This window comes from Clostridium fessum (assembly GCF_027698965.1).
Taxonomy (GTDB): Bacteria; Bacillota; Clostridia; order Lachnospirales; family Lachnospiraceae; genus Otoolea; species Otoolea fessa.
Genome location: NZ_JAQEQF010000005.1, coordinates 128,853 through 155,099, shown reverse-complemented (window position 1 = coordinate 155,099; position 26,247 = coordinate 128,853). Strand labels below are relative to the sequence as shown.

Below are 26,247 nucleotides of genomic sequence, written 5' to 3'. Positions count from 1 at the left end.
TCTACGCTATGCTTTGGCAGGGAGCGCAAGCCCTCAATGCCGTCGGAGAGGTGCAACCCCTCCGGGATCGGCCTCTGGCCACCGTGACCAGAAGCGGCGGTATCAGCGATAAGATCACCTTTCCTTTCTCAATGGGCGCTGAAGATGCTTTTGGAGATCGTCCCAGTTTTCAGCAGCATGAAGCACAGAAGCACCGTATAGCCGATACAGCCCCAAATCGCGCCAATGGGATCTCCGCCTGTAGCGATCCCCTGAATGAGCACCGCATAGATCGCCACGCAGACAAGGATCAACATACCCTGAAAGCCCACGGCAAACAGGGAGCGCAGATAATTCTGGCCCATCGCGCCAAGTTCCCGGTTGGAGAGCGTCGCCACAGGGATAGGAGCCAAACTGGTCAGCAGATATATCTCGATCATGCGGCCATAGACGATCACAAAAATAAAAATGTTCAGCGCCAGCATGGTAAACTTAATGAGGAACGATTGCAGGAACAGGCCAAGCAGGGAGCCAAGCTCCATTGTTTCAAGGGTCATTTCCAGATCGACCAGCATATCCGGCGTGATGTTGGTTGCGCCTGTGACAATGCCCGCCGCGCTTGCAATCACGCTTTGAGACACGTCAAAGACCGCCATGACGATATTGAACGTGTTGGACAGGATCAGGATGGCACAAGTGGTTTTGAATACCCATTTGTAGATATTCGCCACATCGAACTCGTGCATATTGTTCTTTTCCAGTATCATCTGGATCAGCTCATAGGTGGCAACAAAGGTCAGGATCAATCCGGCAATCGGCAATATCACCGTTTCGGAAAGCTGCCGTATCAGGGAGAACACCCCGGCGTTCCATGCCGCCGGGGTAGTCCCCACCTGTACGGATATTTCCCCGACGCGGGTATTCACCGTGTCAAACAGCCCCTCGAGGTTTCCCATGATGCCCTCAATCAAAAGCCCTTTGAGCCATTCCGTGATCCATTCGGTGAGAATACCCATCGGCAGCTGCCCTTAAAACAGGGTAGACAGCAGAGGGATCAGGGTCGTGCCCAGCACGATGATGCCGCCGCCCGCCATGAGCTGTTTCATCCCCAATTAGGTGTAAAAACTCTGCTCGATGGCGGGCGGCGGCGTACAAAAAATCTATATGGTGTTGTTAAGAGAACCGTCCCGGCGGGACAGGTCAGGCAGTGACCTGTTCCACCTCCGGGATGGGTTTGAGATTAAAATGAATTTCGATAGAAATGTGTCTTGTTTTATCTTCGTCAATGCGCTCATGCACAACGATTTCTTTGATTAAGCGGTTGAGGGTGGCTGCGTCCAGCTCTGTGATGTTGGCGTATTCCTGAATGGCTTCCACCCATTGTTTTGCATCATTGGCAAGCTGGACTTCATCGGACAGCCGCTTTCTGCCCTCGGACACTTTTGTTTTAAGCTCCGTCTGCTCGGTCTGTGTCTTTTCCAGCATGGTGTTGAAATTCTGCTCACTGATACGCCCTGCAATCATATCCTCATAAAGCCGCATGACCATTTTGTCCAGAACCTCAATCCGTTCCTCGTCCCTTGTAAGGGAGCGTTCCATTGCTTCCCGCTGTTCCCGCTGCTCGGCTTCACAGGTATTGGTCAGGCGGTCGGCAACCGCTTCCCCGTCCATCAGGGCAGCTCTGGCACATTCCCGGATTTTCCGCAGCACATGGCTGTAAAGGGTGTCATAATCAATCCGGTGCTGGGTGCAGTGGTTCTTTCCAAAGGCATTGTAGGTCTTGCAGGAGTAAATCCGCTGGGGATGTTTAGCGTTTGTGTAGCGTACCGTCAGCGACTTCCCACACTCGCCGCATTTTAACAGTCCGGCAAACAGGCTGATTTCATTGGTCTGCCCCGGACGCTGGCGGGATTTCAGCTTGTTCTGCACAATGTCAAAGCTCATGCTGTCAATCAGCGGTTCATGCTGTCCCTCCACCACAATCCAGTCCTCCGGCTTCTTTTCCCCAATCGTGCCGATTTTGAAGCGGTAGTCCTTTTTCTGGGAAGCAATCGCCCCGGTGTAGACGGGATTCATCAAAAGGTCTTTGATAACGGAGAAGTCCCACATATACCGCCCGTTTTCTGGGTCTTTCTTTTCCCATTTGGTGCGGGTATTGCGAAGCCCCCGTTCCCGGTTCCACCATGTAGGGCAGGGGATTTTTTCTTTCTCCAGCCGTCTGCGGATATAGTTCGGACCATGACCGTTCAGGGCATATCCGAAAATCAGCCGCACAATCGGGGCGGTTTCCTCGTCAATGAGCAGATGGTTTTTGTCCTCCGGGTCTTTCCGATACCCAAACGGGGCAAGACACCCGGTAAACTGTCCTTTCTGCGCTTTCAGAAGATAAGAGGAATGGACTTTCTTGGAAATATCCTTGCTGTACATCTCGTTCAGGATATTCTTGAACGGGGCAATGTCGTTGTTATCCCGCAGGGTGTCGATGCCGTCATTCATGGCGATATAGCGGACACCGTTTCTTGGGAAAAAGTCCTCAATCAAATGCCCGGTTTGCAGATAATTACGCCCCAGTCGGCTGAGGTCTTTCGTGATGACAAGGTTGATCTGCCTGCGCTCAATGGCTCTCAACATTCTCTGTAGGTCAGGACGCTCCATGTTAAGACCTGTGAAGCCATCGTCCTGATAGACTGCCACAACCTCCCATCCCTGCTTTTCGCAGTATTTTTCCAGCATATCACGCTGGTTTGCGATACTGGCACTTTCGCCTTGCAGGTCATCGTCCTTTGACAGCCTGCAATAGACCGCCGCACGATAACCCCCGGCAAGTGCCGAACCGATTGTTCTGTATTCCATTTCGTTCATCATAGCCATTTACCCACACAATCCAGACGGTATCTGGCTCTTTTGAACCTCATCTTCATTATAGCCTATATCTTTCTTTTTAGCAAGATATTCTTTTGCATTTGTCTTTCCGTATTTCTGGGAAATCAGGCTGACGAACACATCAGTGGCGTCAAGCTCCCCGTCAAATACAGTGGTCACATGAATCTCTGTTTTGTTTTTTGCCATAGGCAGTTATCCTCCATACATGAAAATAGCCAGACAGAGGGTGTCGGCAACGAAGTCCGGCAACGGACTTCAAAAGACCTTGCAAACAATCTCAATCTGGCGATGGTTACTATTTATACTTTTCTTTTATTTTTTTGTTGTTTTGGTTGTTATAAGGGAGAAAAGCCCGGAAATAAGGGGTTTTTCCCGGCAACCGGCTCGGCAACGGGATAACAACAGGGGGTGCAACGGGCTGTCCTTTTCAGAATGGAAGCTCCATCTGTTCTGTGACCTCCACAAAACCGTCCATCGTTTTTTCAGACGGGTTGCCGGAGTCCGTTGCCGGGTTTTCACGCTCCCAGCCCTTTTGTCTGCCATATTCGGAAAACATTCTTGGGTTTGGGAAGTACCGCCAGCTGGAAATGCACTGGTTCATAATCTCGTTGATTTCCCGGATTTCCCATTGCTTCGGCTCGTCAAAAGCATGGTTCAAGGCTTCCTTATAGAGCTGCTTGGAGCAGACCATGCTCCCGGTGTATTTATCAAGATACGCCTGTATCATCCCGGCTTTGGTGTCCTCCGGCATAAAATCCCGCTGGTGTTCTTTGAGATACCGCTGCATGGCGGGGCTGAAAGCCAGCTTGAACCTGCCGCTTTTATAAATCTCCATCGCTTCCGCCCACATCTGCCCGATATAGGCTCTGGAAGCGGCTTCATCCTCCAAAATGTGAACTTCCGCCTGCTCCGGGTACACCATGACCGGGATAAAGCGGCGGTTGCCGGAACGGTCAAGGGGCAGGAAGTCAAGGGCATTGGAAGTGCCGCCAAACACGCACTGACGGGGGCGGTCTGCCGGGTGGGTTTCATAAGGTATCTTGTAGACCTCTTTCTGCCGGCTTAAAAATGACTTGATTTCCTCAATGCTCTTGGCGTTGGCGGTTGCCATCATTTCCGACATTTCAATAATCCAGTGACCTTGCAGCTTGCGGTACACATTGTCATCGTCCAGCTTCCGCAAATCATCGGAGAACCACTCGTCCCGGACTGCCAGCAGCCGGAAGAAGGTGGACTTTCCAGCCCCCTGACCGCCTACCAGACAGAGCATGATTTCAAACTTGCACCCCGGCTGAAAGGCTCGTGAGATTGCACCCAGCAGGAACAGCTTCAACGCTTCATAGGTGTAATCGTCTGCGTCAGCCCCCAGAAAGTGCCGCAGGCAGAAGCGGATTCGCTCTGTCCCGTCCCACACAAGGGTATTGAGATAGTCCCGGATGGGATGGTACTTGTTTTCATTCGCCACAATCCCGATGGCGTTATCAATCTTTTTCTCATTGGTAAGCCCGTAGGTTTCTTCCAGATAAAGAAGCAGATACTTCATGTCCGTATCGTTCAGGGCGGTGCTTTCTCTGTGAAAACCGATGGGCTTTATGATGTCCTTGCGGTCAGTCAGGATGTTGTATGCGATAGCCCCTGAAAGCAGAGGGTCACGTTGGAATACGGTCAGGCAGTTCCGTATGCTCTGACGGACACCGCCTTTCTCGGTGGTTTCCAGCCCCGCCTTGATTTCCTCAACGCTCTGGGGCGGCTGCATGGCGTTCATAGTGTTTTTTAGTTCTTGCTGCGTCTGCGGCTGCAAGTTCTGCCATTCGCTGTTCAAGCTGTATCACATCCTTTCCGTAGTCCGTAATCAAATCCGCTTTTTCCTCTGTTTCCCCGAACAGCAGCACATCCAGCAGATATTCCACTTGGGCTTGCTTCTGTAAGGCTTCCACAAACCGGGGATGAAAGGCTTCCTCCGGGGAGTGCGGGGCGTAGTCCGTTCTCCATGCCATCAGCAGATGGAGATAATCGGCAAGAATACGGAAGCAGCGATTCTTTGCTTCCTGAAACTGTTCCTCCGGGGATTTCTGCCGGGTCTTGGGCTTTTTTACCTTTCCCGGCGGTTTCCAGTCCTCATAGGAAAGCCCGAAGTCCTGTGCCAGCTGTACGGCGGCTTCTTTCTTTCCCAGCCCATACAGGGCGGCGGCAAAATCAATCACATCCCCATCCGCACCGCAGCCGAAGCAATGGTAACGCCGATCCAGCTTCATGCTTGGGGTTTTATCGTTATGGAACGGGCAGCAAGCCATCCCGTTCCGACCTACATGGATTCCATAATACTCCGCAGCCTGTCTTGTTGTGACGGACTGCTTCACAGCTTCGAATACATTCAAATCTATCCCTCCTTGAAAATAAGAAAAGCACCTGACATTCTCTAATTGAAAATGGCAAGTGCCTGTTAAAGTTCCATATCCTGTTGTCTGTGTTTCTCCTGTGCCGGGGCGGTTCTTTGTGCTTTTTTCTCGTCAGTCTTATCCTGCAAGACTTCTTTGATGGGCTGCTTCTTGGGCGGCTCTTTGCTTTCCTCTGTGCCGGGTGTGGCTTTCCGTACCCAGTAGCGGATGTCCCGCAGCTTCTTCAAATCCTCCTGTACCTCGGTCAGTGGTACTTTCAGCTCTGCGATTTCGCTGAGAAGCGTTTCCTGCTCCTGTTGCAACTCATTTTTCGTTTTATCCTTATCGTCCGGGTGCTTGGCAAGGTAGTCAGCGGCTTTCTCATACCGGGCAACCTCCGGGTGTTCCTGTTTGAATTTCCCCTTTATTTTCTTAAAAAATATCTTCTGGTACTTCTCATAGACAGCCTTACATTCCTTGCAGTCTGTCCGGCTGGCAAGAATCCCGTCAATCACTTTGCTCCGGGCTTCCTTTGGCTTCATCTGATTGCGGTAATCTGCGGCTGATTTCCCGGAAGATTCCAGAAACGCTTCTAAGTCCTCCACAGTGGAAAGCCCCTTTTGCCGGAGATAGGACAGGGCTTCGCTGACTGCCTTTAAGTCCTGTGAAGTTCCCCGGTTCTGTCCAGCCCTTGTCCAGTCCTTCCGTTCTTCCTTTCGTATCTCCATATACTTCATCAGCAGATTGGGAAGAAGTGTCGCTTCCTCCGCCGCCTTTTGTGCAAGCAGCTCCTTCCGTTTTTCTCCCAGCTCGGTAATCCAGCCTTTGAGGTTTTGGATAAGCTGCCGGATGGACTTCATCAGGCGGTTGGCGGCTCTGATTTCCCGGTTCAGGTTGCCGATATTCGTCTGGATACCTCGCTTTTCCATCTGCCGGACAGCAGTCCCCTCATGGACAGTGGGGACTATATCAAGCCCCTGTCTGGCATAGGAACGCAAGTCCACACGCTCCGGGCGGTCATTGGCGTCCAGATAGCGGTTCTGGATAACCTCCCATTCATGCCGCCAGATTTCACAATACTTCTGGTCGTTCCAGTCCACCGTATCCTCCTTGTGGCTTTTCCACCTGCCGGACGGCAGCTTTATCCGTTCCCCATTCTCGTCAAGGTCATAAACCTTGCGGCTCTTGGGAAGCCATTTTCCATGTTCATCCATTGCCCGCATGGTCAGCAGGACATGGGCGTGGGGATTGTGTCCCGGCGGATGGGGGTCATGGATGGCAAAATCAGCAATCATGCCTTTGGAAACAAACTGCTGTTCACAAAACTCCCGTACAAGGACAGCGTACTGGTCGGGCGGTATCTCTCTGGGAATGGTAAGCACCCACCGCCTTGCAAGCTGGGAGTTCCATTGCTTTTCCACCGCTTCGGCGGCATTCCATAAAGTATTGCGGTCTGCATATTCCTGTGGAGCATTTGCCGGGAGCAGGATTTCATTGTGGACGATACCACGCTTTTCCGGGTAGTGCTTTACTTGCTGGTCGTATTCACAGAACAGCTTTTCGCCGCTTTGGTAAGCAGCGGCGGCAACCGCAGACTGCCGCTGGCTGCGCTGAACAATCGTGATTTCGTTGTGTGGACAAGGCATTTCGTGTCCCTCCTTTCGCTAATTGGTGGATGGGGTGGCGTTTTACCACCTCATTTTGGGCAGAAAAAAAGCAGGAGACCTTTTTCAGATTTCCTGCTCGGTGTGCCACTGTGTGAGCGGCGGGTATTTAGTTGTAAAAGTTCGGGACAAGTTGACCCGATGTAAAGCTAACAAACTGGAATTGCACCAAAACAATCTAAGACAACAACGCTGCCCTACTTGCGATTTTTTCTTGTACTGCGGAAACAGTTTCTTGAATGGAATAAGTGGTCGTATCTATAACATTCGATTCATATATTCCCAGATTGCAAAATTGCTCCCACATGGTTTCTACCAATTCGATATTTGTCTTTCGGTCTAACTTTGAGCGTTCAACAGCTCGCTTCAAGGTTTCTTCCTTACTTGCCCTTAAAATAATATAATGCACCTCATAATGTTCCCGAACAAGACTTTGCCACGGCTTTAAAAACCACGGTCCGATAATACCGTCAACAATTACATCATATCCACCACGAGCATATCGCTTCGCAGCTTCTAAAAACGCTTCAATGACAATCAAATTTTGCTCATTTGATTCTGGCAAATGCGGTGGTATTGCCCCTTTACTCAAATAATGATAAAAGTCATCTGTGTGCATATGCACAGACTTTTCCAAATCTGATTCTTTTGCAACAGCAGATGCCGTTGTAGTTTTTCCTGTCCCCGGCGCACCTGTGATTACAATAATTCTACCTTGATTCATCTATATTTTACCTCCACAAATTCCGATTTTCTTAATTCTACAAACTGGAATTTGAGTCTCTGTAAAGCTGGAATTAACCCATACAATTATTTTAATTTAGAGGTTCTTACGCAATTATCCGTATTTTGTAATTTTTCAATACTGGAATGCCAGTGTAAATCAGCATTCTCCATTTTTATTAAAGCGAAAAACGTAAAATTGCGGAAGAACCAATTTAGATATTCACAATTTTACTTGCCACAGTATCTCGAAAAACACTGTCATGTTCTACCAGGAGCATGGTCGGGGCAAACTCCGTTATGAGTTGTTCAATCTGCATACGTGAGTACACATCAATAAAGTTGAGCGGTTCATCCCATACATACAAGTGTGCCTTTTCACAAAGGCTTTTCGCAATTAGGACTTTCTTCTTTTGCCCGCCAGAAAAGTCTTTAATATCCTTTTCAAACTGTACACGCTCAAAGTCCATTTTCCTAAGAATTGCCTTGAACAAACTTTCATCAAGGTTGTTTTCTTCTGCAAACTCGGAAAGGGTTCCACATAAATACGATGTATCCTGTGGCACATAAGAAATTACAAGCCCAGAGCCAAGTGTTACTGTACCCGTATAATCTATGGACTGCCCGACTACCAACTTTAACAGGCTACTTTTGCCACTGCCGTTCTTTCCATCAAGCACAATGCGTTCTCCCTGTCTTATTTCAAACGAAACGGGTTCACAAACTGAAATGCCATCATAATAAACTACTACATTCGATAATGATGCAAGCAAATCTGTATGGTAATTAAGCGGTTGTATCTTGAGGGCTTCTGCGGTTTCCATATTTTTCAGCAATGCTGATTTTTGTTCGATTGTCTGTTGTTGTCTCGCTTCTATAGATTTTGAACGCTTCATCATTTTGGCGGCTTTATGACCGACATAACCTTTATCTGCTGCCCCAATTTTGGAAGCTTCTACACGTTCAGACCATACTGCAGCGCGTTTTGCCGACTGCTGTAATCGTCTGATGTCCTTTTGCAAACGTTCGTTCTGAGCCAGTTCAAATTCTTGCTGTCGCTCAAAATTTGACATCCATGATGAAAAGTTTCCTCTTTGCACTTCGATATTCGCTCGGTTAATCGATAGAATATAGTCAACACAATCGTCAAGAAAGCGACGATCGTGAGAAACTAAGATGAATCCCTTTTTCTTTTTCAGATATGCCGCCACACTTTTTCTCGCTTTGGCATCCAAATGGTTGGTAGGTTCATCAATCAGTAGGAAATGCCCTTCATTAAGAAAAAGAGCGGCAATCAAAACCTTTGTCTGCTCTCCGTTGGAAAGTGTTTCAAAAGGTCGCCAAAGCACATCGACATCAACATCAAGATAAGAAAGTTCTCGCATAAGTTCCCATTCTTCCGCAAGTGGGCAAATCTCCTGCAATATATCCTCTGTAATACGATTCTTATCTGAAACGGGATAAGGAAAATAATCAAACTGTACGGATGATAGGATTTTTCCACTATACTCATATTTCCCAAGCAGAAGATTCAGAAAGGTTGTTTTACCTCGTCCGTTTCTGCCCACAAAACCAAGCTTCCAATCGGTATCAACCTGGAAACTGACATTTTCAAAAACATTATCATAACTTGTCGGATATGAAAACGTAAGGTTTTCAATTTTAATCATTGACATAAATATTATCCTCCTTTGCATGTCATACGATACAAAGTCGGTTCGGTGAATGTTTACTACGTATAGATTTCACCAAAAGGAACCGACACTATACGGAGTGAATCATGTGTAACTATCTGTTCTGCACTATTCATAAAGCACCTCCAAAACAAAATAAGAGCCACAAGAAAGTTTATCCTTGCAGCTCGTCATAGCATAAAATAACACCACTAAGCAAAAGTGGCAACAGCACTATATTGAGTAAGATAGACATATAACTTTCTTGCAATAGACACAATAATGCCAAAGTATAGCACTACCGCATATTTTGATTTTATTTGCAAGAAAAGTTAATCATCTTCCCACCTCTTTCTAAATTTCAAAATATTATACCATAAATCGCAGGCAAATACAAGTGGTTATAAAAATTTAACAAATCGCTTATAATACAATCATATAACTTTACGCATTCCTTACTGACCGTAAAATTCCGATTTATTGCTGACTTTATTATACTTTATTGCCTATCGAAAAGATAGCATATTTTATGAAACTTGTCGGCTGGGAACAGCTTGCAACGCAAGGTGTCCCCAGATGACAAGTCCACAAAAGGGTAGCTGGCGGTAGCCAGCGCAGGGGAAGCGTAGCGTCCCCTGTATGATTTGGAGCAGACCATGACTGCGAAAAATCACAGCCCTCCGGCAAGGAGCCTTCGGAGAACGCAATGCACCAACCTTTGGGTGGTGTATAATTGCGCCCTTAGTAAACTAAGGGGTTTCCGGCTTCTCACGTTCCAGCAGTTTCTTCAATAGTTCCTGCGTGTCCTGCCTGTGAAAAATGAGTGTCAACAACAGCATGACATCATCATCTGTCAGGCGTTCCGGCTCTTGCAGAAAACTTTCCAGCATACCGCCACGAGTACAGAGCCGGTGTGTCCGTTCTTTTCGGGTAAGCTGCTTTAGCTGGTGCTGCAATGCCTTTTCATCATTGATGGCTTTCCGCAGTTTCTTTTCACTCTTTTCCAACTCTCGGTTGAGCTTTTCCAGCTTTGAGGTATCAGGCAAGGGCAGCGTCCTCCTTTCCCGGTATCAGCACATAAATCCTGTTTGGTTCTCCAACGCCCTGACGCACTCGCATGATCAGTCCGGCGGTTTCCAGTTCATTCAGAGAACGCTTGACCGTCATGGGGCTGCGGGACAGGACTGCGGCAATGGCTGTGACAGGGAAGCAGATAAACAGGATTCCGTTCTCGTCCTCCTGTCCGTTGGATAGCATAGCGTCCAACATCCGGCAGTACATGACCTTTGCGGTGCTGCTGACTGGAAATCCTGTCAACGCTCTGGGAAAGGGCATACAGGGCGGCAACGGTGTGCCTATCGTCATAAATTCAAAATTCATTCGGTGTGTTCCTCCTTTTTCTTTGCTCTTTTGGATAAATAACGGGGGCAGTCAACCACAACCGCCCGGAAGCTCTGCTTGCACCCATGCTTGCATTTCCGGCATAATTCGTTGTAAGTGACACGCCCCCGGTCATTGAGGTAAAAAGAAAGCTCATGCTTCCTCTTTTTGCTCATTCTCGGCATATTGCGTTTCCTCCCGTTTTAGTGTATAGTTTCGGGGCGATTTTCGGCAAAATTACGGTCATAGAGCCGTCTAAAATCTCCAGAAGTATCAGCAATAGGGTAGACTATCCCCCTATCAGATTGTCGTGTTTCGGTATCATTTCGGTATCAGTTCGCCAGTTCTCCCCGGTGTCGTTCCTCCCCTGAATCTCACAGCGGCGTATTGCTCCCTTTGGTACGCTCGTTTCGGTCAGGGTTCCTCCATATCCCTGCCAAAAGTCATGGCGCTACATCGCCGGGGAAGCATATCCCACACAGGCTGGTCATTCGATTGGAATAATCCATCGATGAACTACCTGTATCATAGAACATTTTTGTGCCCTGTGCCGTATGTCCACAAAGTAGGAATTAAGGGTAAAAATCAGAAATTTCCACGATTGCGGAAAGTATGATATAATCCAGTTAAGCGGCAGTAATGAAACCGCCGGAAAGGAGCGTGCGCCCATGAAAGGAGCGACAAGCATACAGGAACGCCTTTGGGAACTCCGCAAGGACAAAGGCTTAAATCTGGAAGAATTATCAGAGCTGACGGGCATTTCCAAATCAGCTCTTGGCAGTTATGAAAAAGAGGATTATAAGGAAATCAATCATGGCAACCTTATCACGCTGGCAGACTTCTATGGGGTTTCCGTTGATTATCTGCTGTGCCGGACAGAGAACCGGGAGCAGATCAACACGCCACTAACAGAGCTGCATTTGAATGATGAGATGGTGGCACTTCTGAAAGGCGGTCGGATTAACAACCGTCTGCTCTGTGAGCTTGCCACTCATAAGGACTTTATCAAGTTTCTTGCGGACATTGAGATTTATGTAGATGGGATTGCCACCATGCAGATTCAAAACCTCAACGCCCTTGTCGATACTGTCCGGCATGAAATCATTGAACGGTATCGCCCCGGCGAAGACGACCCGCATTTGAAAGTGCTGCAAGCCGCCCATATCAGCGATGATGAATATTTCAGCCACATGGTTCTTGATGACCTCAATCTCATTATCCGGGATATTCGGGAAGCCCACAAAAAGGACAGCGAGAGTGCGCCCCAGACCACCGTTGCCGATGAATTGAAAGAAAATTTGGAAGCGGTTGAAAATTTCAAGGGCAGTCGGGATGAAAAGCTGGTTGTCCTTTACTGCAAGCAGCTCGGCATCAACTATAAAAATCTGTCAGACGAAGAATTTCGCTGGCTCATTCGGATTCTACAAAAATCAAAGAAAACAGGAACTCCTATCAGTCAAAGGAAAAAACGGTAAAGAAAAACCGCTGTTGCATGGTTGTGTTTGCTTCCATGTAGCAGCGGTTGGTGCTATACTTATTCAGTTAAAATTTCAAAGCGATAAAGTGGAATTTATCTTAGAAATTACAGCAATGTTATTTTGATAAACTTTCAAGAATTGAAATATCATGCTTATCTTTATCTCTTAATTCATAACCTGAATGGAAAACTCTTTGGCCTTTTAAGGATATACAAGGAATTGTTTTTCCTTCAAAAAAAGCACTACCAAAGTAATCTTTTTCAAACTCATACCAGCCACCCTCTAAATCAGCTTGTTTTGAAGTTCCGTCCTCACTTAAAACGAACGGGTGAATGTCTAAGTAACCAAGTTCATCACTATATAACTCTATTCTAACCGGTTTCCAGTCTGTATCAATTTTATAGCCCAGATTCAAAAGCACATTTAACAATTTTTCCGTATGTTGAGCATCAAAATTTATATCTATATCTCTATGAATTCTTGTTTGTTTACCAGCTAAAATATCTACACCCCATCCGCCATCCAACCAGTATGTAATTCCAGTATTTTCGAATAATTCTATTACTTTCATTAAATCTTCTTTTGTTGTTATTTCTTTTCTACCCATACAAAGTCTCCTTTACAACTTCTAATTTGTAATAATCATTCTACCATACCGTTATGAATAAATCATCTCATGTAAAACAATTTCTTCTGCCCGGTTGTGAATGTTATTGCAACGCTGCACCCATTCCATTTGACGGGTACGCTTCAATTCCTCGGTCACGCCCTCGGCAGCTTTCATCTGCTCCATGATGGTGTCTAACCGTTTCTGTGCCTGTTCGTTCAGGTCTGCAAGATATGTCCACAATTCCCCGGTCAGGGTCAATGTGTGTAATCTGGCTGGGCAGACTTCTCTTAAATATTCCCGGTGCATCCGTCCGTACTTTCCGATGGGGCGGTGTTCCTCCGGCAACTTCAAGTCCGGGATGTAGTAATCTCCAACAAGGATATAATCAATTCCGTTTTCTTTTATTCTTGGTTTCAATTCGCTCATGTTCCTTACCTCCTGTGGAAGCAGGCTCGTCTGGTACTAACTCAATCACATCGGTAATCTCACAATTCAGCGTTTCGCAGATACGGGCTAATGTATCCATGCTGATGTGCTTTCCCTCTTTGCTCATGTTGGCAATCATATTTGTTGTCATACCAGCGGCAAGCCTTAAATCCTCTTTTCTCATATCACGCTCTAACAGTGTGTGCCAGAGTGGTTTATAGCTGATGTGCATATTGTTTTCCTGCCTTTCTATCCATACCACCGGAGCGGCTGCCCCGGCAGGAACTTTTCTCTTATTATAGCACCAATCTTGTGAAATCACAATTTATTCTTGTAGCCTGCCGCTGATACCGTCTGGATTGGCTTTTCCTTTCTTTTTGTTCCCTTTAATTAGCCATGAACTGCTTGATGCCCTGGCTTTTTACTGATGTGCGATAAAGAAGTAATAGAAGTGTAAAAAATTTTGCCGTTCCTATCCGGCACTTAGCTCTTGTGTCGGATAGGTCGGGCGGTTATTCGGGCAAGTCCACCTTGCCAACAAAAGAATAATAAATCTCAATGTCCTGTCTGCGGGTCTTGTTCTCGTCATAGCTGCACTCATGTACAACGATTTTCTCTACAAACTCCCGCAGCAGAGTAGGGGTAAGTTCTTCAAAGCTGGTATGCCGCCGAACAACATTCATAAACTTTTCTGCGTTCACGGTGGCTTCCTGCGCTTTGGAAAGTTCTTCCCGCAGTCTGGCGGCACGTTCTTTCAGTTCTTTCTGCTCGGCTTCATAGTCTGCCGACAGCTCTGTGAAACGCTCGTCCGATATGCGCCCGGTTACGCTGTCCTCATACAGCCGCTTGAAGATAGCAGATAACTCGGCTATGCGTTTCTCGGCGGCTTCCAGCTCCTTTTTCTTGGCGGCGTTCCTGCGTCTGTCCCCGTCCTCATTCTGCTCGATTAAAAGCTTCATAAACCGGGCTTCATGCTTTGCCGCATAGCTGGTAACTTTCCGCAGATTGGAGAGTACGCCAGCGGTCAAGAGGTCAGTGCGGATAAAGTGCGCTGTGCAGTCGGCGGTGCGTTTCTTGTAGCTTCCGCAGATATAACAGTCCTGCTTGCGCTTGTCCGTCTGGTATCGCTGCTGGTACATGACGCTGCCGCAGTCGGCACAAAAGAGTATGCCGGAGAACAAGCCCACTTCGTCATAACGGTTGGGGCGTTTGCGCTGCTTGCGTAACTCCTGCACCCGTTCCCACGTTTCCCGGTCAATGATAGGCTCATGGTGGTTCTCAAAAACCGCCTGCTTTTCCGGGGGATTTTCTATGCTGTGTTTCAGCTTGTAGGACGGCTTCTCGGTCTTAAAGTTTACCAGACAGCCCGTATATTCCCGGTTTTCCAGCAGATGAACCACGGTATTGGTCGCCCACTTGCACTCATAGCCGGGGTGGTAGCGGCGGGTGCTGCCCGTCCTGCGGTATTCCAGCGTCCCCGGCGTGGGGATTTGCTGCTCGGTCAGCATACGGGCTATCTTGGTCGGACCGTTCCCGGCAAGGCAAAGGCTGTAAATCTGCCGTACCACCGGGGCGGCTTCCTCGTCAATGATAAAGTTTTCGTCCTCGTCCATGAGGTAGCCATAGACGGGCTTGCTTGTGATGGGCTTTCCGCTCATGCCCTTAGAGCGTTTTACTGCCTTGATTTTCTTGCTCGTATCTCTCACCAGCCATTCGTTAAAAATGTTCCGCAGCGGGGCAAAATCATTTTCCCCCTGTGCGCTGTCCACTCCGTCATTGATAGCGATGAAGCGGACACCTTTCTGTGGGAAAATCATTTCTGTGTACATTCCCACCTGTAAGTAGTTTCGCCCTAACCTCGACATATCCTTGACGATAACTGTCCCGACTTTCCCTGCTTCAATGTCTGCAAGCATGGCTTGAAATCCGGGTCTTTGAAAGTTCGCACCGGAATAACCGTCGTCGGTGTACCAGCGCAGATTAGAAAATCCATTCTGTTTGGCATAGGTTTCCAAAATCCTCTTTTGGTTGGAAATGGAATTGCTCTCGCCTTGCAGCTCGTCCTCATGGGACAGTCTTGGGTAAAGGGCGGTAATGAGTTGCTGGGTGGTCTGTCTTAACATAAATTCCTCCGTTTCCGACAGCCAGCCCCACTATTCCGTACCTTGATTGTACCACATGGGGCGGCTGTCTGTATAGCGGCAAAAGCGTCAAATCTGCTTCTTTACGGTCGGTAAAAATGACGGTTTTTCAATCAGGCTTATCACAGGTCAAATATCCGGCGGCGGCTTCTGCTTCCAGCACTTTCATCATCTTGTCAGCGGCGGTGTCGGTCGCCCCCTCCTTGAAAAAGCCAGACACCACAAGGATTGTGTTGCCTATCCTCGTTTCGGTCACGCAGTCCGGGCGGCGGGCAGGGCGTTTGTTTCTCTGGGTGTCGGTCATAGGCAAATCTCCTTTCCGGCAAGCAGCCGTTTCAGCTGTTCCATTTTTCCCTGTGCGGCGGCTTTCCTCAAATTCTCCCCGGTAAAGCAGAGAGGGGAACACATTTCAAGCAGGCGGTCATAAATCCGGGCGTGGGCGGTGTCCTCCGGGTGCTGCAATTCCTCCAGCGTGAGGTTGGTCGTCACAATCAGCGGCTTCCTGCTCCGGTAGCGGCTGTCAATCACATTGTAGACCTGTTCCAGACCGTATTCTGTGCCACGCTCCATTCCAAAATCGTCAATGATGAGCAGGGGGAAGCTGCAAAGGCGGGAAATATATTCGTTCCTGCCCGCAAAGCTGGCGGCAAGGTCGTTTAATATTGCTGCAAAGTTTGTCATGCACACCGGGACTTCCTGCTCCATGAGGGCGTTTGCAATACACCCGGCAAAATAGCTTTTCCCAGTGCCTACCCTGCCCCACAAGAGCAGCCCGTAGTTCCCGTCCTTTATCTGTTCCCAGCGTGCCACATATCCGGCGGCGTTCTTCATCTGCGGGCAGCTGCCGTTATCGTTGGCAAATGTCCAGTCCTGCATGGTCTTGTCTGTAAAGCCCTGCCGTTTCAGCCGTTCCACCGTTTCAAGGTGGCTGCGCCGCTTCTCGGCGGCTTCCCGTTCCTTACGGGCTGCCCGCTGGCAGTCGCACTCTGACGGGTGGCGGTCACGCCCGAAAAAGGTCTTGCCCTCCGGGAAATAGGCTTCTTTGGGTTTCCGGCATTTGCCGCAGTATAAAAGCCCGTCCTCCCCGGTGTAATCCTCCGGCTCGGCTGTGGTGTCGGTCATAGGCAGTATGGTGTTGTGGATTGTATCGGTCATAGGCTTTCTCCCTCCTTGAATGAATAGTCCGGTATGCCTTTCTTTGGCTTCTCTTTGGCAGCGTCCTCCTGCGCCCACTTGTAAATGGTGGCTGCATGGCTCTGGTACTGCTTCCCGGTGGAAGCGATGTGGCAGGAAAGGCGGTCAAGGTAATACTCCCACTTGCCGGGGAAGTCCTGTTCCAGCTCCAAAAGTTCTGTGTCAGAAAGAAATACATTTTTATATCTGCCATAAGCGGCGGGGGGCTGCCCCTCACTCGCTCCTTTTGTTTGGCTCTCTATTAGGTTGTTTATATTAGTTTGGTTAGGGGACGGTTTTCCGACCGTCATAAGGTCAGTTTTCCGGCTGTCAGTTGGTCGGTTTCCCGCCCTTATGAGGGGCGGTTTTCCGTCCGTCAGTTGGTCGGAAAACTGTACCACTGGGATAGGCGGCACTTTCACATACAGACGGTTGGCGGCAGAAAAGCCCGTCCGTCTGCGTTCCAGCAGCCCGGCAGCGTCCAGTTCGTTCAGTGCGCCCTTTATGGTGGTGCAGCCTTTATCCAGCATTTCCGCTATCTCTGCTATGGGGTAGACAATGTATGTCCGTCCCTCGCTGTCCTGCCAGCCGTTCTTCTGCGAAAGGGTGGAACGGTCTAACAGCAGCGCATATAACTCTCTTGCGGTGTGGGATAGGTCTGTTTCCAGCAGGAAACGGGGGTAAGGCAGGTAAGCGGGCAGCTCCGTTCCTGCGGTCATATAATCAGCGATAGGGTTCACCTCCTTGTGGTGTCTGTCTGTGGGTTCTGTTACGCTTTTAGGGGGCGTTTTTAAGGGAAAAGGATAAATGTATCACGCACCCTTTGACACCCTCCAAAAAAGCCTTGATTTATGCGGGTTTGAAATGCCCTAAAGCGTGACATTTCTCCCTTTGTTTCCGCTTCCGTTTGGCGGCGTTTATCCGCTTCATGCGTCCGGCGCAGTCCGGGCAGTATTTCCCCCGGTTGGATTTTGGGAAGAAGAACGCCCCGCAGACAGCGCAGCGTTTCCGGCTTCCCCGGCGCAAGAGGGCGGCTTCCAGTGCTTCATCAAGGGGCAGGACAGCGGCGGTAAACCAGCGGCAGAGCAGCGAATAGCTGATACTCTGTACACACACGCAAGGCTCGCCGTCCTCCAACAGCAGGCAGTTCCCGCTGTCATAGTTGCAGCACTCATGCACAAGGCGGCGGGCTGCCCGGTACTGGCGGTAGTCCATGCGGGGGATATTACCGTTCATGGCTCTGCTCCTTTCTGCGCTGCGGCTCGCTCCGGCGTAAAATCTGGTCGATATTGCCCTTGACAGTCTGCAAGCGGCGGTACTCCTCCCGTTTTGCCCGGTAATCGTTGTAGCCGCTGTTTTTCTCTTTGATAAGGCTTTCAATCTCTGCTTGCAGGGATTTATAGCTCGGCAGCTTGGAAATGCCGTTCTCCCTGAAATAGCGGGCGGCTGCGTCTGCTATGATAAAGTCACTTTCATGCTTCTGACGGTAGGCTGCTTTTGCTTTGGCGTTTTTCTGCTGTTTCAGCCCGTCCCGGACAGGGCGGGTCTTGGAATAGGCAAGCACCTGCCGTTGCAGCTCCTTTTTCCCGTTCAGCGTCTTTTCCACCTGCTTCAACCACGCAAGGCTTTCCTGCATGGCGGCATAGGCGGCAGAACAGGCTTCGTCCAGTTCCTCCGGGGAGGAAAAGCCGTACTGCTGATAGGCGGTAACGGTAGCTGCCATTTGCTTTAGGTTGTGCTTTGCCGCCCAGCGGTCATAGCCCACGCCCTTGCCCTCGGCTCGCTTGGCTTCCCGGTCAACCATGCGCTGCAAGGTGTTGTCTGCCGGGGTGGTTTTTGCAGCTTTTTCCCCTTGTAACGGCTTTTTAACTGCGGCAGGGTATTCGGGTATGGCTTTGGTCTGTTCGGCAGCTCTGTGGGCGTTCTGCGTGAGCAGGGCAAGGACAGCAGCCTTGTCAAAATCGTCCCCCAGCTTTCGGGCTGTGATAGGCTTTGTCCTGTCCGGCGTGAGGTAGGAAAGCCGCCCCCGGCTCTCCTTGACGGTCACACCCTCCCGCAGCAAAAGGGAAGAAAACTCGTCAAAGCTGCCAGCTTGGGAAAGTGCCTGCCGTATCGTCCGGCGCAGCTTCGCCTTGTCCGTTTCAAACTTGGTGGGCTTGGTCGGCTGTCCGGCGGCTTCTCTGGCGGCGTTCTCTTTGTCAAGGGCAAGCTGCCCTTTCTTTGCCGCCCAGTATTCCCGTTCGGTTATCCGTTCCTTGCTGCCGTTCAAGAGGTCGATTTGGTAAAGCCCCTCCCGGTGGCACATTTCCATGACTTCGCTCTTGAAATATTCCATAGCGGCGTTGGTGCAGCGGTGCTTGCAGCCCTCCAGCGTGTCGGCTGGTCTGTCCATGTAGGGCAGAAGCGGGACTTCGTAAATCCGCAGGGAGTTGATGACGATATGCACATGGATATTCCCGCTGTGGTTATGCCCGTCCGGGTGGGTGCAGATTAGGGCTTGGTGTCCGGGGAAATGCTCCTTGCAGAACTGCTCGCCCAGCTCCTGCGCCCGGTCTACGGTCAAGCCGTTGTCTGTCCCGTCCCGTGGGTCAAAGCTGATGATATAGTGGTGGCTTTTCACATCTTCCCGTTTTTGGTTTTTCTCATAGCGGAGATTGGCTCGCATACAGGCAACAGCGAAATCCTCGCCCCCGCAGTTGAGGGAAGAAATGCGGTAATCCTCCCTCGGTATCAGCCGCCCGTTTTCATCAAGGGTGGCTTTCATGGTAAACTCGTCATGCTCAAATGTGAGATAGGCTTCCGCTGCGCCATAGTCGGCGTTTTTAGAGCTGATATGTTTGAATGTTGCCAACAGCGTCACCCACTTTCTGCAAGACTTCAAACTTTAGGGCAGCAAGGTCGGAAACCGCCGCCCGTACCTCCCCGGCAAGCTGCGGATAGGGACTGTGCCACTCGTTCAGCGTCCGGGCTATCTGGTTTAAGTTGCCGCCGATCCTCCCGTATTCGGCGGTCAGCTTCCCGACAGCGGCAAGCAGCTCGTCATTGATGGGGGAAACGGTTATGATGGGGCGTATGGCTGCCCCGGTTATGGCTTGCCGGATAAACTCGGCTTGGCTCATGTGGTAAGCAGAAAGCCGCTGGGCAAACTCGGCGTATTCTTCCTCGGTCATGCGTGTTTTGACTACCCGGCTGCGGTGCGGCGTGTTGTATCGTTTCATAGGTGGTTGACCTCCTTTCTGTGCGTGGTGTCCTCTCACTAATAGGAGAAAAACAGGGTGTGAAGCGGAACTGTTTTTGAAAAATCCGAAAAATATTTTGAGGGGTTTTTCAGCGGCGCAAGCCGCATAAGCAGGGTTTGGGGAAGGCACTCCCCAACAAGATTCCCGCAGGGGCAAAATGAGCGATAAGCGAATTTTGGCACCTCGGTAGAATCTTGCTCTAAGAAACTGCCGGCCTGCCGTTCACTTGCTACTGCCACTTTTTCAGAAAATCTATAACCAGCTTTTTTTATAAAAGGCTGCGGGCTGGCGTTTTTCCCTTACTCCCTACAAACCACAAAAGAGCAGAATGGACGGACTTTCCGGCAAGAACTTTTCCGGCGGCTCGGTCTTTCCCGACAATAAGGCGTTTCGGAAGCTGCGTTTTGCCCGCTGTCTGAAAAAAATGGCAGCCTTTTTTGGTTTCACTGTCTAATACGGAACTTTTGGAAATTTGCCAAAAATGGACGCAAAAAAAGCAGCAAATCTTTTTCGGATTTACTGCTTCATGTGCCGCTGCGGTGCGGCGGGATGGATATTCAGTTGAAATAAAAGAGGATGGTGGTACTTTAGTCTATCGACTCTTTACTAACTATTAGGTAATCTTGAAAGATTTTCCTTGAATTTATCTAAAGAATGTTCATTGTTTCCCGCAAAAATAAGTGGAATTGTATATTCATATGATATGCCATTTTCATAGTCCGATAATTGTATTTTTATAGTATCATCCCTCTCATCTTTAGGTGCTATATATATGAATGAATTTTTATTTATATCAGATATTTTCCCTTTTTCAGAAGAAACAGTATAACCCCAGTCTGTTAAATTTGTCTTTATTGTAACTTCTGTTTCTGTTTCTTTTCTAGTCTGCAATGCTGTTTTATCGATTTGGATATCAAAAGGAGTCGAACCTAACAATTCACTGTTTATATTTACAAGTTCTTCTCCATTTGTTTTAGAAATATTAGATTCATCTTCATAATTTTGTTGAGATTCATCTTTTGGTGTTTCTCTGTTACATCCTAATAAAAAGCATAAAATAATTAGTACTAATACAGAAAGTTGTTTTTTTTGCATTTATTTCTCCTTTCATATTATCAAAGAAAGCACTGAGAGTACTTTCAAGAAATTTTGAAATATTCTCAATGCTTTCTATTTTTTGATCATAAACTTGCCGGTAATGATACTATGTTAATTTATCTCTTTCGCGTAACCTTTGTTGCAATATACACATGCACCATTCACCCATTTGTGAGACATTTCAATCGTCTCAACTTCATAAATGCTTACTTCTCCACAAATTAAACATTGTTTGTAATTATATACATGACGTGTCGCACATTTATCCCAGTCATCATATATACCAGGCATTTCATCTTCATATCCATAGTACTGGGGAGAACCCCAACTATGAGTATGAGCGGCAAATACAGTCATTGGAGCAGCTACAATTCCAGCTACTACTGAAAGTGCTAAAATAGATTTTCTTAAATTCATAAGTTCCTCCCTTTCCTTAAAAATACATAGCTCTTTGTTACATTGTCATTTTAACATAATAATTGGTAAAATGCAATAATTTATTTTCTATTTACGAGAAAATACTGTGCATATTATCTTATTTAGGAATAGTTAAGGCGGCTACCTAAATCTTTTTATTACTTTACCGCACATGAGCATTGGCAGCTGCGTTATCCGAGCCGTAGCCCTCCAGCAGATTGACCACGCCCCACACGGCAAGGCCAGCGCCCAGCGCCACGACGAGAGTTTGCAGGGTAGTAACGGCAGAAGCAAAAAACTGCATAAGTCCTCCATTTCTCCGGGGCAAGGCCCCGGCCATGAAAAAAACCGCCATTTCTGGCGGCAGCTGATCCTCTGGACTCGTCGCCGCAAACTTCATATCGTTCATTTCCGCGCAAGCGCGAAAAATCACTCATTCCGCTGCGGCTCCTCTTCCCACAAAATCTCCGATTTTGCGGGAGCCCTTTTTGCCAGAGGTTATACAAAGGCGTCCGGGTCGTCGAGATCGTCATAGTTGAGGATGTCCTCGTCCTCGCCTGTGATCGCCTCGTCCGGCACGTCCACCTTGTAAACGGTATAGGTTTCGTTGGGGTTGAGCTTGTCCATCCGCCGCGTCACAAGACTGTTGAGGTCAAAAGCGTTCTTCACCTTGTCGGCCTCGGCGGTGTATTTGTAGTTGGGATGCTGCTTCAAATCGTACTTCTTGGAGTAGAACGGCGGCAGGCCCCGAAGCTGCAAAATACACCGATCTCCGGGCATGGTGGCAAGCTCGCTTGGGGTCATCAGCTCCCGGCCCAGCCGCTGCGTGTTCTGGCTGTAGCTTTCGGACTGGCCCCGTGAGCGGCCCTCGGTCTGCATGGAGATCGTCGCCTTGCCCAGCCAGTTTTCGGAAATTTCCTTGATGGTGCTGGCCTCACGCCCGCCGAGGAACAGAACGCTATCCATGTTGCCGAGGATGGTTTCCGCGTTCTTATCGTAGATGGCCTTGCATTGGGCCAACTGCTGATACAGCAGACACAGGCTGATCTCACGGGAGCGGATGACGGCCACCAGCTTTTCAAGCTGGGGCACCTGTCCCGTGTTGGCCGCCTCGTCCCACAGTACCCGCACATGATGGGGCAAGCGGCCCCCATGAACATTGTCCGCCCGTTCACACAGGAGGTTGAACATCTGCGAAAAGGCCAGCGCCACAAGGAAATTGTAGGTGCTGTCCGTGTCGCTGATGCAGAAAAAAGTAGCCGTCCGGCGATCTCCCATGCGGTCAAGCTCCAGCTCATCATAGGACATGATCTCCCGAAGCTGGGGAATGTCAAAGGGAGCCAGACGTGCGCCGCAGGAAATGAGGATGCTTTTTGCCGTCTTGCCGGAGACAAATTGTCAAGGACTTTTTAATCAAATTCACAAAAATCTACAAAAAAGGTGCCAGAAGCACCGTATGGCTCCTGACACCTCGTTTGATAGATTACATTTTTCCGTTCAGCAGGTCTTTGCAGAGATACGCATAGTCTGGCAGCTGGTTGATATATGGCTCCCAGCGCCGCTTGATTTCGGCCAATTCCAGCGGATCGGCTGCTTCCAGTGCATGATCGTTGCCTGTCATATATAAAACATCCGTAGCAACATCATCCAAACACCTGCCGCAGAGATCGGCGGCTGATTCGATTCTGATACCGGTATCCACATAGACTGGATTGACGCCAATCGCCAGCCAGACATAGCCTACCTTGTCCGACCAGAGCAGTTCAAAATCAGGGCTTTGCCGCAGATGTTCCGCAAAGACCTCCTTTACTCGTTCAATTTCATGCTTCTCTTTTTCTGTGTACAGCATTTTCATGTCCTCCTTGGCTAAAAGTTTTGGCGTGTACCATCATCAGTTTAGCACAAGGCGGCTTCGTTTATCAGTCTTTCACATCTGCTGAATTTCATTTTTGAGCATACGCTTGATTTTATCGCTCATGGTTTCTGTGCTGGTATTGCTGAAATGGACATGAACCTTGTAGGTTGTCTTACCGATTTTCTTTACCATCGCTGGCGTGTTTTCCGGCGCTCTGGACGCAGTAGCGGCGTCTGACACCTGCATAGTACGGGGTTCTTTGTTCATGGCGCTCCTTTCTCCGAACGGGTCTGTGCCACCCGGTAAAAAATCAGTCGTGCTTACTGTTTACAATGTCTTTTGCTGCCTGTCGTGTAGCACCGGCATTTTCTTCCCGGAAATTCTTCCCGTCAAAGAGAATCGGCGCACACCGTTCCAGAATACGGTCATAGATACGGGCGTGGGCCAGATCAGGCGGGTTTTTCAGCTCGGACAGTTTCAAGTTTGTTGTGATAATCATGGGTCTGCGGCTGCGATAGCGGCTGTCAATGACGAAAAACATCTGCTCCATAGCATATTCGGTACTGCGCTCTACTCCCAGATCGTCAATGATAAGCAAGTCATATTCATCAAAGCTGGCAATAAACTCTGACCTGTCCTCAGAGAACATCCCGGTCAGGCGGTTCAGAATGGTGGGAAAGTTCGTCATCAGCACCGGCACATCCCGGTCAAGCAAAGCATTGGCAATACATCCGGCGAAAAAAGACTTGCCGGTTCCCACATCTCCAAATAGCAAAAGCCCGATATTGCTCTTATATGCCTCTTTCCAGTTCTCCACATAGGCGTGAGCCTTGTCCATCAATGGGTTTTGCCCGTTATCATTGGAAAATGTGTAGTCATACAGATAACGGTCTTGCAAGCCCTGTGCCTTTCGGCGTTTGATACGCTCCATACAGCACTGCCGTTCTTCAGCAGCCTTGCGCTGCTCCTCAGCCTCCCGCTGGCACTGGCAGATGCAGCGGGGCATAAAGTAGCCGGATTTCCCGAAGCATGGCACAACGGTCTGCCTCTGGCCGCCGCATTTCTTACAGTGAATGAGCCCGTCTGACGGGTCTATATACTCGTCCCCGGCCAATTCCACACCGGCAGCTGCCTTGTCGATCAGCGCCCGGATTTCTGCGGTAATCTCAATCATACAGTTTCATCCTCCTTTACGCTGTAATCCCGGTTGCGGGTGGGCGGGGCCGCCTTTTTCGCGTCCTCACCGGCCCAGCGCCGAATGGTGGCTGCATGGCTCTGATAACGCTTGCCGGTAGAAGCCATGTACTCGGACAGCTTTTCGATGTACTGGCCCCATACAGTGGGAAAGCTGGCCTGCAAGTCTGCCAGTTCCTCGTCCGTCAGGAAAACATTCTGGTAACGGCCATAGGCGCGGGCGGAGCGTCCCTTCTCTATCTCTCTCTTTATCTCTATCTCTTTCTCTAACTCTATCTCTATCTCTGGTGGACGAATGTCGGACAAATGTCCGCCGTTTGTCCGGGGCGCAGAAAGAGCCTTATTTTGAAGCCTTGCAGCCCGCTTTCGCTCGGCCTCGGTAGAGGACTGGCCGATCAGCAGTTCAATATTGCTCATGTAGAAGGTGCCGCTGTCCAGCACTTCCACAAGGCCCAGCTTCAAAAAGATCTGCAAGGCTCTCTCCACAGTGCCGATCTGCTGGCGGGTAATGGTGGCGATCATCTGCGCCGTGTAAGGAATGTCCTCGTCAAGTTGAAGCCGTCCACCATGTTTCAGCGATTTCAGATACAGCTTGAGCAGAATGTTGGAATACAGCACACCATCCTGCATACTTTCCAGCAGCACGATGGAATCATCGTCAAAATAGTTTTCTTTGAGTTTCAGGTAATAATATTTTCGGTTGTCTGACATAGGGTTCCTCCTTGGGGTTTCTCTTGGGATTCTGTACGCATTTTATGGCCGTTTTAGGGGTCGGAGGATAAATCTATCAGCCTGCCTTTGACACCCTCGAAAAAAGCCTTGATTTACAAGGGTTTTTCAGCCCCTAAAGCGTGACATTTCTCCCGTTGTTTCCGCTTGCGCTTTGCGGCGTTGATCCGCTTCATGCGAGTGGAACATTCCGGGCAGTATTTGGCCCTGTTAGAACCGGGGGTAAACAGCGCCCCGCATACGGCGCATTTCTTCGCATTCAGCCGGTGGAACAGCGCCGTTTCCAGTTCCTTATCCTGCGGCAATACCGCCGTCCGAAACCACCTGCACAACAGGGAGTAGGAAATAGACTGGACACAGACACATTCCTCCCCATCGTCCAGGGCGATACAGTTTCCGTCGATGTAGTTACAGCACTCATGCACCAGCCTCCGCACTCTGCGGTACTGGCGGTAATCCATGACGGGGATAGGTTCAGACTTATTGTTCTTCATAAATGATTTCTTTCATAAAGTCGGTAACCTCCTTAAATGAATTTATTGTTAAATATTCGTGCAAAGTATTGTTTTCTTCGTGCAAATGGCATATACTATAATTGTCAGCAGAAAGGGGTTGATCGTATGGCTGGAAATACCACAAACATCAGTATCCGCATGGACGCAGATTTGAAAGCGCAGGCGGACGCATTGTTTACTGAACTTGGCATGAACCTGACTACGGCGTTTAACATCTTTGTGCGCCAGTCGCTTCGTGAAGGCGGCATTCCCTTTGAAGTAAGGCTGGAACAGCCGAACAAAGAAACGGTTGCTGCCATGCTGGAAGCGGAAAGGATTGCAAAAGACCCGTCTGTAAAGGGCTACAATGACCTTGACGAGTTATTTGCTGACCTGAAAAGATGAAAGAAACCAAATATACCGTCAAGTACACGACCAGTTTCAAAAAAGACTACAAACGAGCCATCAAGCGTGGCTTGAAGATCGAACTGCTGGAGCAGGTCGTAGCGTTGCTGGCGATGGGCGAACCGCTGCCGGATAAGAACCGTGACCATGACCTGTCCGGCGATTGGGCAGGCCATCGGGAATGTCACATTCTCCCGGACTGGCTGCTTGTCTACCGCATAGAAGATGATGTTCTGGTGCTGACGCTGGCCCGCACCGGCACACACAGCGACTTGTTCGGCAAATAAACAGTCTGCCGCCGTATGGGG

Annotated in this window: 31 protein-coding genes and 3 pseudogenes; 3 read left to right on the top strand and 31 right to left on the bottom strand. The window is 49.1% G+C overall.

Annotation, left to right across the window (positions count from 1 at the left end; all coding sequences use genetic code 11):
- Positions 1-128: 128 nt before the first annotated feature.
- From PG862_RS08455 to PG862_RS08400, 12 genes and pseudogenes are all read right to left on the bottom strand, one after another.
- Positions 129-995 (bottom strand): VirB6/TrbL-like conjugal transfer protein, CD1112 family, encoded by an 867-nt coding sequence (locus PG862_RS08455; protein ID WP_270707088.1) that lies wholly within the window; start codon positions 993-995, stop codon positions 129-131.
- A gap of 12 nt (positions 996-1,007) precedes the next feature.
- Positions 1,008-1,088, bottom strand: a pseudogene (locus tag PG862_RS08450) (Maff2 family mobile element protein); the annotation flags it as partial.
- A 91-nt stretch (positions 1,089-1,179) separates the two neighbouring features.
- A complete protein-coding gene (locus PG862_RS08445; protein WP_002584321.1) occupies positions 1,180-2,850 on the bottom strand; it encodes a recombinase family protein in 1,671 nt (556 codons plus the stop codon).
- Positions 2,851-3,048, bottom strand: a complete 198-nt coding sequence (locus PG862_RS08440; RefSeq protein ID WP_002592708.1) for a hypothetical protein — start codon at positions 3,046-3,048, stop codon at positions 2,851-2,853.
- A gap of 241 nt (positions 3,049-3,289) precedes the next feature.
- Positions 3,290-4,627: a virulence-associated E family protein gene (locus PG862_RS08435; protein ID WP_002584323.1), complete on the bottom strand. Its 1,338-nt coding sequence runs from the start codon at positions 4,625-4,627 to the stop codon at positions 3,290-3,292.
- Entirely contained in the window at positions 4,596-5,240 is a 645-nt protein-coding gene (locus PG862_RS08430; RefSeq protein WP_002584324.1) for a CHC2 zinc finger domain-containing protein, read from the bottom strand. Before PG862_RS08430 ends, PG862_RS08435 begins: the two co-directional genes overlap by 32 nt.
- A 65-nt stretch (positions 5,241-5,305) precedes the next feature.
- Entirely contained in the window at positions 5,306-6,886 is a 1,581-nt protein-coding gene (gene mobQ, locus PG862_RS08425; protein WP_002584325.1) for a MobQ family relaxase, read from the bottom strand.
- 196 nt (positions 6,887-7,082) lie between these two features.
- Positions 7,083-7,628, bottom strand: coding sequence for an AAA family ATPase (locus PG862_RS08420; protein ID WP_002584326.1), 546 nt, complete (start codon positions 7,626-7,628; stop codon positions 7,083-7,085).
- 214 nt (positions 7,629-7,842) lie between these two features.
- Positions 7,843-9,303 (bottom strand): Lsa family ABC-F type ribosomal protection protein, encoded by a 1,461-nt coding sequence (locus tag PG862_RS08415; RefSeq protein WP_002584327.1) that lies wholly within the window; start codon positions 9,301-9,303, stop codon positions 7,843-7,845.
- Positions 9,304-10,049: 746 nt separating this feature from the next.
- On the bottom strand, positions 10,050-10,346 hold the full coding sequence (locus PG862_RS08410; RefSeq protein WP_002584328.1) for a DUF3847 domain-containing protein: 297 nt from the start codon (positions 10,344-10,346) through the stop codon (positions 10,050-10,052).
- On the bottom strand, positions 10,339-10,680 hold the full coding sequence (locus PG862_RS08405; RefSeq protein WP_002584329.1) for a DeoR family transcriptional regulator: 342 nt from the start codon (positions 10,678-10,680) through the stop codon (positions 10,339-10,341). The genes PG862_RS08410 and PG862_RS08405 overlap by 8 nt, the downstream gene beginning before the upstream one ends.
- Complete coding sequence (locus tag PG862_RS08400; protein ID WP_002584330.1) at positions 10,677-10,865, bottom strand: hypothetical protein; 189 nt, start codon at positions 10,863-10,865, stop codon at positions 10,677-10,679. Before PG862_RS08400 ends, PG862_RS08405 begins: the two co-directional genes overlap by 4 nt.
- Before the next feature lie 483 nt (positions 10,866-11,348).
- Here PG862_RS08400 and PG862_RS08395 point away from each other — a divergent pair, with 483 nt between their 5' ends.
- Positions 11,349-12,155 (top strand): helix-turn-helix domain-containing protein, encoded by an 807-nt coding sequence (locus tag PG862_RS08395; protein ID WP_002584331.1) that lies wholly within the window; start codon positions 11,349-11,351, stop codon positions 12,153-12,155.
- A gap of 118 nt (positions 12,156-12,273) precedes the next feature.
- Here PG862_RS08395 and PG862_RS08390 read toward each other — a convergent pair whose 3' ends face one another.
- The 19 genes and pseudogenes from PG862_RS08390 to PG862_RS08300 all read right to left on the bottom strand — a co-directional run bounded on the left by PG862_RS08390 (position 12,274) and on the right by PG862_RS08300 (position 25,534).
- The gene (locus PG862_RS08390; protein WP_002584332.1) at positions 12,274-12,765 is read right to left on the bottom strand and encodes a nucleotidyltransferase domain-containing protein; all 492 of its coding nucleotides are present in this window, start codon (positions 12,763-12,765) and stop codon (positions 12,274-12,276) included.
- A 51-nt stretch (positions 12,766-12,816) separates the two neighbouring features.
- Positions 12,817-13,194 carry a TnpV protein gene (locus tag PG862_RS08385; protein WP_002584333.1) on the bottom strand — a complete coding sequence of 126 codons (378 nt, stop codon included), beginning with the start codon at positions 13,192-13,194 and terminating at the stop codon, positions 12,817-12,819.
- On the bottom strand, positions 13,154-13,516 hold the full coding sequence (locus PG862_RS08380) for a helix-turn-helix domain-containing protein (protein ID WP_007887891.1): 363 nt from the start codon (positions 13,514-13,516) through the stop codon (positions 13,154-13,156). The genes PG862_RS08385 and PG862_RS08380 overlap by 41 nt, the downstream gene beginning before the upstream one ends.
- 190 nt (positions 13,517-13,706) lie before the next feature.
- The gene (locus PG862_RS08375; RefSeq protein WP_270707087.1) at positions 13,707-15,317 is read right to left on the bottom strand and encodes a recombinase family protein; all 1,611 of its coding nucleotides are present in this window, start codon (positions 15,315-15,317) and stop codon (positions 13,707-13,709) included.
- 127 nt (positions 15,318-15,444) lie between these two features.
- Positions 15,445-15,639: a transposon-encoded TnpW family protein gene (locus tag PG862_RS08370; protein ID WP_002594231.1), complete on the bottom strand. Its 195-nt coding sequence runs from the start codon at positions 15,637-15,639 to the stop codon at positions 15,445-15,447.
- Positions 15,636-16,490 (bottom strand): ATP-binding protein, encoded by an 855-nt coding sequence (locus tag PG862_RS08365; RefSeq protein WP_002594232.1) that lies wholly within the window; start codon positions 16,488-16,490, stop codon positions 15,636-15,638. The genes PG862_RS08370 and PG862_RS08365 overlap by 4 nt, the downstream gene beginning before the upstream one ends.
- Positions 16,487-17,227: a replication initiator protein A gene (locus PG862_RS08360; RefSeq protein WP_002594233.1), complete on the bottom strand. Its 741-nt coding sequence runs from the start codon at positions 17,225-17,227 to the stop codon at positions 16,487-16,489. Before PG862_RS08360 ends, PG862_RS08365 begins: the two co-directional genes overlap by 4 nt.
- A gap of 130 nt (positions 17,228-17,357) precedes the next feature.
- On the bottom strand, positions 17,358-17,744 hold the full coding sequence (locus PG862_RS08355; protein WP_002594234.1) for a cysteine-rich VLP domain-containing protein: 387 nt from the start codon (positions 17,742-17,744) through the stop codon (positions 17,358-17,360).
- Entirely contained in the window at positions 17,734-19,359 is a 1,626-nt protein-coding gene (locus tag PG862_RS08350) for a relaxase/mobilization nuclease domain-containing protein (protein WP_002594235.1), read from the bottom strand. Before PG862_RS08350 ends, PG862_RS08355 begins: the two co-directional genes overlap by 11 nt.
- A complete protein-coding gene (locus PG862_RS08345; RefSeq protein WP_002594236.1) occupies positions 19,331-19,726 on the bottom strand; it encodes a plasmid mobilization protein in 396 nt (131 codons plus the stop codon). The genes PG862_RS08350 and PG862_RS08345 overlap by 29 nt, the downstream gene beginning before the upstream one ends.
- Before the next feature lie 627 nt (positions 19,727-20,353).
- Positions 20,354-20,842 (bottom strand): hypothetical protein, encoded by a 489-nt coding sequence (locus PG862_RS08340; RefSeq protein WP_002569239.1) that lies wholly within the window; start codon positions 20,840-20,842, stop codon positions 20,354-20,356.
- 114 nt (positions 20,843-20,956) lie between these two features.
- Positions 20,957-21,262 carry a hypothetical protein gene (locus tag PG862_RS08335; RefSeq protein ID WP_002569240.1) on the bottom strand — a complete coding sequence of 102 codons (306 nt, stop codon included), beginning with the start codon at positions 21,260-21,262 and terminating at the stop codon, positions 20,957-20,959.
- A gap of 175 nt (positions 21,263-21,437) precedes the next feature.
- Positions 21,438-21,566, bottom strand: a pseudogene (locus PG862_RS14380) (Maff2 family mobile element protein); the annotation flags it as partial.
- Between the two features lie 194 nt (positions 21,567-21,760).
- A pseudogene (locus PG862_RS08325) lies at positions 21,761-22,660 on the bottom strand (VirD4-like conjugal transfer protein, CD1115 family); the annotation flags it as partial.
- An 85-nt stretch (positions 22,661-22,745) separates the two neighbouring features.
- Positions 22,746-23,111, bottom strand: coding sequence for a hypothetical protein (locus tag PG862_RS08320; protein WP_097771823.1), 366 nt, complete (start codon positions 23,109-23,111; stop codon positions 22,746-22,748).
- Positions 23,112-23,189: 78 nt separating this feature from the next.
- Entirely contained in the window at positions 23,190-23,363 is a 174-nt protein-coding gene (locus tag PG862_RS08315) for a transposon-encoded TnpW family protein (RefSeq protein WP_431835168.1), read from the bottom strand.
- 64 nt (positions 23,364-23,427) lie between these two features.
- Positions 23,428-24,291, bottom strand: coding sequence for an ATP-binding protein (locus PG862_RS08310; protein WP_270707085.1), 864 nt, complete (start codon positions 24,289-24,291; stop codon positions 23,428-23,430).
- Complete coding sequence (locus tag PG862_RS08305) at positions 24,288-25,022, bottom strand: phage replisome organizer N-terminal domain-containing protein (protein ID WP_014081139.1); 735 nt, start codon at positions 25,020-25,022, stop codon at positions 24,288-24,290. Before PG862_RS08305 ends, PG862_RS08310 begins: the two co-directional genes overlap by 4 nt.
- A gap of 113 nt (positions 25,023-25,135) precedes the next feature.
- Complete coding sequence (locus PG862_RS08300; RefSeq protein ID WP_117499034.1) at positions 25,136-25,534, bottom strand: cysteine-rich VLP domain-containing protein; 399 nt, start codon at positions 25,532-25,534, stop codon at positions 25,136-25,138.
- A gap of 126 nt (positions 25,535-25,660) precedes the next feature.
- On the opposite strand from PG862_RS08300, the gene PG862_RS08295 reads away from it, so the two are divergent.
- On the top strand, positions 25,661-25,939 hold the full coding sequence (locus PG862_RS08295; RefSeq protein ID WP_005924829.1) for a type II toxin-antitoxin system RelB/DinJ family antitoxin: 279 nt from the start codon (positions 25,661-25,663) through the stop codon (positions 25,937-25,939).
- Positions 25,936-26,226: a type II toxin-antitoxin system YafQ family toxin gene (locus tag PG862_RS08290; RefSeq protein ID WP_002596328.1), complete on the top strand. Its 291-nt coding sequence runs from the start codon at positions 25,936-25,938 to the stop codon at positions 26,224-26,226. Before PG862_RS08295 ends, PG862_RS08290 begins: the two co-directional genes overlap by 4 nt.
- Positions 26,227-26,247 lie beyond the last annotated feature (21 nt).

What these genes read in the sequence shown, in the direction of transcription:
- PG862_RS08455 (WP_270707088.1), bottom strand. Translation starts at nt 995, where the DNA reads ATGGGTATTCTCACCGAATGGATCACGGAATGGCTCAAAGGGCTTTTG.
- PG862_RS08445 (WP_002584321.1), bottom strand. Translation starts at nt 2,850, where the DNA reads ATGGCTATGATGAACGAAATGGAATACAGAACAATCGGTTCGGCACTT.
- PG862_RS08440 (WP_002592708.1), bottom strand. Translation starts at nt 3,048, where the DNA reads ATGGCAAAAAACAAAACAGAGATTCATGTGACCACTGTATTTGACGGG.
- PG862_RS08435 (WP_002584323.1), bottom strand. Translation starts at nt 4,627, where the DNA reads ATGAACGCCATGCAGCCGCCCCAGAGCGTTGAGGAAATCAAGGCGGGG.
- mobQ (WP_002584325.1), bottom strand. Translation starts at nt 6,886, where the DNA reads ATGCCTTGTCCACACAACGAAATCACGATTGTTCAGCGCAGCCAGCGG.
- PG862_RS08420 (WP_002584326.1), bottom strand. Translation starts at nt 7,628, where the DNA reads ATGAATCAAGGTAGAATTATTGTAATCACAGGTGCGCCGGGGACAGGA.
- PG862_RS08415 (WP_002584327.1), bottom strand. Translation starts at nt 9,303, where the DNA reads ATGTCAATGATTAAAATTGAAAACCTTACGTTTTCATATCCGACAAGT.
- PG862_RS08405 (WP_002584329.1), bottom strand. Translation starts at nt 10,680, where the DNA reads ATGAATTTTGAATTTATGACGATAGGCACACCGTTGCCGCCCTGTATG.
- PG862_RS08400 (WP_002584330.1), bottom strand. Translation starts at nt 10,865, where the DNA reads ATGCCGAGAATGAGCAAAAAGAGGAAGCATGAGCTTTCTTTTTACCTC.
- PG862_RS08395 (WP_002584331.1), top strand. Translation starts at nt 11,349, where the DNA reads ATGAAAGGAGCGACAAGCATACAGGAACGCCTTTGGGAACTCCGCAAG.
- PG862_RS08390 (WP_002584332.1), bottom strand. Translation starts at nt 12,765, where the DNA reads ATGGGTAGAAAAGAAATAACAACAAAAGAAGATTTAATGAAAGTAATA.
- PG862_RS08385 (WP_002584333.1), bottom strand. Translation starts at nt 13,194, where the DNA reads ATGAGCGAATTGAAACCAAGAATAAAAGAAAACGGAATTGATTATATC.
- PG862_RS08375 (WP_270707087.1), bottom strand. Translation starts at nt 15,317, where the DNA reads ATGTTAAGACAGACCACCCAGCAACTCATTACCGCCCTTTACCCAAGA.
- PG862_RS08370 (WP_002594231.1), bottom strand. Translation starts at nt 15,639, where the DNA reads ATGACCGACACCCAGAGAAACAAACGCCCTGCCCGCCGCCCGGACTGC.
- PG862_RS08365 (WP_002594232.1), bottom strand. Translation starts at nt 16,490, where the DNA reads ATGACCGATACAATCCACAACACCATACTGCCTATGACCGACACCACA.
- PG862_RS08360 (WP_002594233.1), bottom strand. Translation starts at nt 17,227, where the DNA reads ATGACCGCAGGAACGGAGCTGCCCGCTTACCTGCCTTACCCCCGTTTC.
- PG862_RS08355 (WP_002594234.1), bottom strand. Translation starts at nt 17,744, where the DNA reads ATGAACGGTAATATCCCCCGCATGGACTACCGCCAGTACCGGGCAGCC.
- PG862_RS08345 (WP_002594236.1), bottom strand. Translation starts at nt 19,726, where the DNA reads ATGAAACGATACAACACGCCGCACCGCAGCCGGGTAGTCAAAACACGC.
- PG862_RS08340 (WP_002569239.1), bottom strand. Translation starts at nt 20,842, where the DNA reads ATGCAAAAAAAACAACTTTCTGTATTAGTACTAATTATTTTATGCTTT.
- PG862_RS08335 (WP_002569240.1), bottom strand. Translation starts at nt 21,262, where the DNA reads ATGAATTTAAGAAAATCTATTTTAGCACTTTCAGTAGTAGCTGGAATT.
- PG862_RS08320 (WP_097771823.1), bottom strand. Translation starts at nt 23,111, where the DNA reads ATGCTGTACACAGAAAAAGAGAAGCATGAAATTGAACGAGTAAAGGAG.
- PG862_RS08315 (WP_431835168.1), bottom strand. Translation starts at nt 23,363, where the DNA reads ATGCAGGTGTCAGACGCCGCTACTGCGTCCAGAGCGCCGGAAAACACG.
- PG862_RS08310 (WP_270707085.1), bottom strand. Translation starts at nt 24,291, where the DNA reads ATGATTGAGATTACCGCAGAAATCCGGGCGCTGATCGACAAGGCAGCT.
- PG862_RS08305 (WP_014081139.1), bottom strand. Translation starts at nt 25,022, where the DNA reads ATGTCAGACAACCGAAAATATTATTACCTGAAACTCAAAGAAAACTAT.
- PG862_RS08300 (WP_117499034.1), bottom strand. Translation starts at nt 25,534, where the DNA reads ATGAAGAACAATAAGTCTGAACCTATCCCCGTCATGGATTACCGCCAG.
- PG862_RS08295 (WP_005924829.1), top strand. Translation starts at nt 25,661, where the DNA reads ATGGCTGGAAATACCACAAACATCAGTATCCGCATGGACGCAGATTTG.
- PG862_RS08290 (WP_002596328.1), top strand. Translation starts at nt 25,936, where the DNA reads ATGAAAGAAACCAAATATACCGTCAAGTACACGACCAGTTTCAAAAAA.